Below are 6,282 nucleotides of genomic sequence, written 5' to 3'. Positions count from 1 at the left end.
CTACCACGCCATCCAGGCGGGCATGGACATGGGCATCGTCAATGCCGGGCAGCTTGCCGTCTACGACACCATCGACCCGGAACTGCGCGAAGCCTGCGAGGATGTTGTCAACAACCGTGAGCCAAAGGGCGGCGGCACGGCGACCGAGCGCATGCTGGAACTCGCCGGACGCTTCAAGGGCACGGCGGGCAAGGAGGCGCAGGAACGCGTTCTCGCCTGGCGCGACTGGCCGGTCGAGCAGCGCATTTCGCACGCGCTGGTCAATGGCATCACCGAATTCATCGACGCGGACACGGACGACGCGCGGCGCGCCGCCGAGCGGCCGCTGCATGTCATCGAAGGCCCGCTGATGGCGGGCATGAATGTCGTCGGCGACCTGTTCGGCGCCGGCAAGATGTTCCTGCCGCAAGTGGTGAAGTCGGCCCGCGTGATGAAGCAGGCGGTGGCCGGCCTGCTGCCGCACATGGAGGCGGAGAAGCTGGCGAACGCCGCCAGCGGGATCGACAATGGCGAGCGCCAGACCGCCGGCAAGATCCTGATGGCGACGGTAAAGGGCGATGTCCACGACATCGGCAAGAACATCGTCGGCGTAGTCCTTGCCTGCAACAATTATGAGATCATCGATCTTGGCGTCATGGTGCCTGCGGCGAAGATCCTGCAGACGGCGCGTGAGCTAAAGGTCGACGTCATCGGCCTGTCCGGCCTGATCACGCCCTCGCTCGACGAGATGGCGCATATGGCGGCCGAGATGGAACGTGAAGGCTTCGACATTCCGCTGCTGATCGGCGGTGCGACGACCAGCCGCGTGCATACGGCGGTCAAGATCCATCCGCGCTATGCGAAAGGCCAGACGGTGTATGTCGCCGACGCCAGCCGCGCCGTCGGCGTGGTGTCGGCACTGCTGTCGAACGAGGCCAAGGCCGGCTATGTCGAGAACGTTCGCGCGGAGTACAAGAAGGTTGCCGACGCGCATGCGCGCAGCGAAGCCGACAAGCAGCGGCTGCCGCTCGCCAGGGCGCGGGCCAATGCCCACAAGGTCGACTGGACGGGCTACGAGCCGCCAAAACCGTCCTTCCTTGGCCTAAAGGTCTTCGAAGGCTGGGATCTGGCCGAGCTTGCCCGCTATATCGACTGGACGCCATTCTTCCAAACCTGGGAGTTGAAGGGCCGCTATCCCAAAATCCTCGACGACGAGGACCAGGGGCCGGCGGCACGCCAGCTCTTCGAGGACGCCCAGGCGATGCTGGCGAAGATCATCGCGGAAAAATGGTTTGCGCCCAAGGGCGTGATCGGCTTCTGGCCGGCCAATACCGCCGGCGACGATATCAGACTGTTCACGGATGAGGCCCGCTCGCACGAACTGGCGACATTCTTCACGCTGCGCCAGCAGCTGGCCAAGCGCGACGGCAAGGCCAATGTCGCACTGTCGGATTTCGTGGCGCCTGTGGACAGCGGCAAGGCCGACTATGTGGGCGGCTTCATAGTCACCGCGGGCATCGAGGAAGTGACGATCGCCGAGCGCTTCGTGCGGGCCAACGACGACTATTCCTCGATCATGGTCAAGGCGCTGGCCGACCGTTTCGCCGAAGCCTTCGCAGAGCGCATGCACGAGAAGGTGCGCAAGGAGTTCTGGGGTTACGCGCCCGATGAGAACCTGGCCCCGGACGACCTGATCGGCGAACCCTATCGCGGCATCCGCCCGGCACCTGGCTATCCGGCGCAACCCGACCATACGGAAAAGGCGACGCTGTTTCGTCTGCTCGACGGCGAACGCAATGCGGCCGTCAGCCTGACCGAAAGCTTCGCCATGTGGCCCGGCTCCTCCGTCTCCGGCATCTACCTGTCGCATCCCGAAAGCTATTATTTCGGCGTCGCTAAGGTCGAGCGCGATCAGGTCGAGGACTATGCGCGGCGCAAGGCCATGCCGCTGGCCGAGGTCGAGCGCTGGCTTGGGCCGATCCTCAACTATGTGCCGGCGCGCTACGCCGAAGCGGCGGAGTAAGTCCCTATTACCGCCAGTCGTCCTTGCCCCTGACCGATCTCGCATTCCTGTGGACCGGTTTGGGCGATCGATGATTTGATCAGGGTGCTTAAGGTGCACGTTCGTCTCGCGGATGGGATAATTGGGAAGTCGGTGCCGGCGCTGCCCCCGCTACGGCAGCGGCGCTTTTCGTCTCCACAAGGACCACTGGGCCAAGGCCTGGGAAGCTGCCGAGATGGCGGAACTGTTTTTGATTACCCCTATCTCGATTTCCACTATTTTGGGGCGCTCGAGAATTAAGTTTGGCACTTCTATCTAACGAGTGCCAACCGGGCTATATATGGGCGTGGCCGCTATGCCGGCCTCAGAAAGAAGCTTCCATGAAATTCCGGCCACTCCAAGACCGCGTCGTCATCAGGCGCGCGGAAAGTGACACCAAATCCAAGGGCCGCATCATTGTTCCCGACAATGCCAAGGAAAAGCCGCAGGAAGGCGAAGTCATCGCCGTCGGCCAGGGCGCACGCGACGAAGACGGCGCGCTGGTCGCGCTCAAGGCCAAGGCGAGCCACCTGATCCTGTTCGGCAAATACTCGGGCACCGAGGTCAAGATCGACGGCGATGACCTTCTGATCATGAAGAAAGCCGACATCATGGGCATCATCTTCAACAAGACCGTGGCTGCCAAGAGGGCCGCCTGACGTGCGCGCCGCGCGTATTCACCGGACGCGCATAGGACGCTCCCGATTCTGAGTCTCCGGGCGACGCCGTCGGCGTCTTGCCGTCCCAACCGAACTGGAAAAATCATGCCCCCCAAGGAAATCAAATTCTCCACCGATGCCCGCGACCGCATGCTGCGCGGCGTCGAGCTTCTCAACAACGCCGTCAAGGTGACACTAGGCCCCAAGGGCCGCAATGTCGTCATCGACAAGGCCTATGGCGCGCCACGCATCACCAAGGACGGCGTCGCCGTCGCCAAGGAAATCGAGCTTGCCGACAAGTTCGAGAACATGGGCGCGCAAATGGTGCGCGAAGTGGCCTCGAAGACCAACGACCTTGCCGGTGACGGCACAACCACCGCCACGGTGCTGGCCGCATCGATCCTGCGCGAAGGCGCCAAGCTCGTCGCCGCCGGCATGAACCCGATGGACCTGAAGCGTGGCATCGACCAGGCCGTTGCCGCGGTGGTCAAGGAAGTCCAGGCGCGGTCCAAGAAGGTCAAATCGGCCGGTGAGATCGCGCAGGTCGGCACCATCGCCGCCAATGGCGATGCCACCGTCGGCGACATGATCGCCAAGGCGATGGACAAGGTCGGCAACGACGGCGTCATCACCGTCGAGGAAGCAAAGACCGCCGAGACCGAACTCGACGTCGTCGAAGGCATGCAGTTCGACCGCGGCTATCTCTCGCCCTATTTCGTCACCAATGCCGAGAAGATGCGCGCCGAGCTGGAGGACGCCTACGTCCTCATCCATGAAAAGAAGCTCGGCAATCTGCAAACGCTGCTGCCGATCCTCGAAGCCGTGGTGCAAAGTGGCAAGCCATTGTTGATCATCGCCGAGGATGTCGAGGGCGAGGCGCTGGCGACGCTCGTCGTCAACAAGCTGCGCGGCGGCCTCAAGGTCGCGGCCGTCAAGGCGCCTGGCTTCGGCGATCGCCGCAAGGCGATGCTGGAAGACATCGCCGTGCTCACCGCCGGCCAGATGATTTCCGAGGATCTCGGCATCAAACTGGAGAACATTGCCATTGACATGCTCGGCCGCGCCAAGCGCGTGCTGATCGAGAAGGACACGACCACGATCATAGACGGCGCCGGCAACAAGGCGACCATTCAGGCGCGCATACAGCAGATCAAAAGTCAGATCGAGGAAACCACTTCCGACTACGACAAGGAAAAGCTGCAGGAGCGACTGGCGAAGCTCGCCGGCGGCGTTGCGGTCATTCGCGTCGGCGGCGCCACCGAGTCCGAAGTCAAGGAAAAGAAGGATCGCATCGACGACGCGCTGAATGCTACGCGTGCCGCTGTGGAAGAAGGCATCGTTGCAGGCGGTGGCGTGGCGCTCTTGCGCGCCAGATCGGCGCTTGCCGGCTTGAATGGCGCCAATGCCGATGTGACGGCGGGTATCTCGATCGTGCTGAGGGCGCTTGAGGCGCCGGTCCGCCAGATCGCAGAAAATGCAGGCGTCGAAGGTTCGATCGTCGTCGGCAAGCTCTCCAAGGGCAAGGACTACAATCAGGGCTTCGACGCCCAGAACGAGATTTATGTCGATATGATCAAGGCTGGCATCGTCGACCCGGCAAAGGTGGTGCGGACCGCACTCCAGGACGCCGGTTCGATCGCCGCCCTGTTGATCACCGCCGAGGCCATGATCACCGACGTTCCAGCCAAGGATGCCGCGCCATCCCCCGGCGGTGGCATGGGCAATTGACCGACTCCCTGCCGGGAACGCGCTGCGATGCCCATCGCGCCGAGCGCGAAGCGCTGAAGGTCGCCGACAATGAGCGGGTTTTGGCGGAAGCTGCGGCTGCCAAGGCTGAGGTAAGGGCGGAAGCCGGAGCCCGTCAGACAGAAATGGGCAATCGGGTCTCGCGCGTCGTGGCCGACGAGGCGCCCCGCAAGGCCCGTCAGGCCTAATACTTCAACACCTGCGCCCAATCCCACGGGCGCGGCCATTGCCCTAGCAGATGATCGCAGGGTGGCGAAAAACGGACTGGTTATAATGAGCGCACATGTCTATCCACCCGCTTCACTTGTTGAAGACAATGCCGGAGCGTGGTTGAAGAAGCTGGCGAAATACCGACAGCCGCGTCTAGGGCGTAGCGCCTTCGAACTGTTCATCACTCTTGTCCCTTTCGCCATCTTCTGGGCGGCTGCTTGTCTTTCGCTGACCAACAGCTTCTGGCCCGGGCTGATCGCGATCCTTCCTGCCAGCGGCTTCCTGCTTAGGCTGTTCATGATCCAGCACGATTGCGGCCACGGCTCGTTCTTCGCCCGTCGCGGACTCGATGACTGGACCGGCCGCCTGCTTGGGGTCCTGACTCTGACCCCATATGACTATTGGAGGCGCGCTCACGCCGCCCATCATGCGACTGCAGGCAATCTCGACGAACGCGGAGTCGGTGACATCACCACGCTGACGATTGCCGAATACCGTGCCCTTTCGCCGATAAAGCGGGTCGGTTACCGGCTGTACCGGCACCCGCTTGTGATGTTCGGGATCGGGCCAGCTTGGCTATTCCTATTCAAGCAGCGCCTACCGTTCGGGATGATGAGCTCGGGTGCTCTGCCTTGGATTTCGACCATGCTGACGAATATTGCGATCGTCACGCTGTCTGCCTTGATGGTATGGACCGTCGGTTTGGCTACCTTTCTCCTAATCCACCTGCCGGTCGCACTGCTGGCAGGTGCGGCTGGCGTTTGGCTCTTCTATGTACAGCACCAATTCGAGGAGACGCATTGGTCGGGGGGCGAGGATTGGCGGTTTCCCCAAGCGGCGCTGCATGGCGCCTCGCACTACGATCTTCCGCCGGTGCTGCGGTGGCTCACCGGCAACATCGGCATCCATCACGTCCATCATCTGTCCAGCCGGATTCCCTACTACCGCTTGCCGGAAGTGCTGCGCGACCATCCGCAACTTGCCTGCATTGGACGTATCACCCTCTGGGACAGCCTCAAATGCGTCAGGCTCGTGCTTTGGGACGACCGGCGCCGGAGGCTGGTTTCATTCCACGACGCAGCCTGATCACAGTCTATGCGGAGGCGGGCTCTGTTTGTGTTGTGCTGCAGGCTCCGTGCGGCGGCTACCGCCGTCTACGGCGAGGACGCGCGCTGCTCGCCATAGCTTCAGGTCTGCCGACCTATTCGCGTACGCCTCAATCGGATGGGGGCGTCCGATCAAATATCCTTGCAGAGCATTGCAGCCTTCCTCGCTAAGGAAGGTCAACTGCTCCAACGTCTCGACGCCCTCTGCAATGATATGCATTGATAGGCCTCGGCCCAGCCCGACGATCGCACGAATGATGGCGGCCGATTGCGGGTTCTTCTGAATCATCCAGACAAAGGACTTGTCGATCTTGATCTTGTCGAGGCGGAAAGACCGGAGATAGGAAAGCGACGAGTAGCCGGTTCCGAAGTCGTCCAGGGCGATCTTCACGCCGGGCGATTTCAGCCGCCTGAGGATCGAACTTGCCCGCGAGAAGTCGTCGAACAGCACACTCTCGGTTACTTCCAGCTCTAGCCGCTTTGGGTCGAGCCCCGTCTCAAGCAGAACCGAGTGCACCAAGTCAGGAAGATCGCCCTGGCG

Annotated in this window: 5 protein-coding genes, 1 pseudogene and 1 riboswitch; of the genes and pseudogenes, 5 read left to right on the top strand and 1 reads right to left on the bottom strand. The window is 62.3% G+C overall.

Features of this window, described 5'->3' with window-relative positions; genetic code table 11:
* From EOA29_RS21560 to EOA29_RS21540, 5 genes and pseudogenes are all read left to right on the top strand, one after another.
* On the top strand, positions 1 to 2,002 hold a 2,002-nt coding region (locus EOA29_RS21560), incomplete at its 5' end, for a vitamin B12 dependent-methionine synthase activation domain-containing protein (RefSeq protein WP_189478954.1).
* A gap of 74 nt (positions 2,003 to 2,076) precedes the next feature.
* A riboswitch (cobalamin riboswitch) is annotated at positions 2,077 to 2,363 on the top strand.
* Positions 2,362 to 2,679, top strand: a complete 318-nt coding sequence (locus EOA29_RS21555) for a co-chaperone GroES (RefSeq protein ID WP_127221460.1) — start codon at positions 2,362 to 2,364, stop codon at positions 2,677 to 2,679. It overlaps the preceding riboswitch by 2 nt.
* Before the next feature lie 105 nt (positions 2,680 to 2,784).
* Positions 2,785 to 4,407: a chaperonin GroEL gene (gene groL / locus EOA29_RS21550; protein WP_127221458.1), complete on the top strand. Its 1,623-nt coding sequence runs from the start codon at positions 2,785 to 2,787 to the stop codon at positions 4,405 to 4,407.
* Positions 4,408 to 4,433: 26 nt separating this feature from the next.
* Positions 4,434 to 4,613 (top strand): annotated as a pseudogene (locus EOA29_RS21545) (hypothetical protein); the annotation flags it as partial.
* An 85-nt stretch (positions 4,614 to 4,698) separates the two neighbouring features.
* Positions 4,699 to 5,721 (top strand): fatty acid desaturase, encoded by a 1,023-nt coding sequence (locus EOA29_RS21540; protein ID WP_126095197.1) that lies wholly within the window; start codon positions 4,699 to 4,701, stop codon positions 5,719 to 5,721.
* Here the strand turns inward: EOA29_RS21540 and EOA29_RS21535 are convergent.
* Positions 5,722 to 6,282: EAL domain-containing protein (locus EOA29_RS21535; protein ID WP_145969730.1), on the bottom strand; the 561-nt coding region annotated here is incomplete at its 5' end. It lies immediately after the preceding gene.

Source organism: Mesorhizobium sp. M1E.F.Ca.ET.063.01.1.1, assembly GCF_003998155.1.
Taxonomy (GTDB): domain Bacteria; phylum Pseudomonadota; class Alphaproteobacteria; order Rhizobiales; family Rhizobiaceae; genus Mesorhizobium.
This window is presented reverse-complemented; position numbering and strand designations above follow the sequence as displayed.

Coding starts and splice junctions, on each gene's coding strand:
- groL (WP_127221458.1), top strand. CDS start 2,785: ATGCCCCCCAAGGAAATCAAATTCTCCACCGATGCCCGCGACCGCATG.
- EOA29_RS21555 (WP_127221460.1), top strand. CDS start 2,362: ATGAAATTCCGGCCACTCCAAGACCGCGTCGTCATCAGGCGCGCGGAA.
- EOA29_RS21540 (WP_126095197.1), top strand. CDS start 4,699: ATGAGCGCACATGTCTATCCACCCGCTTCACTTGTTGAAGACAATGCC.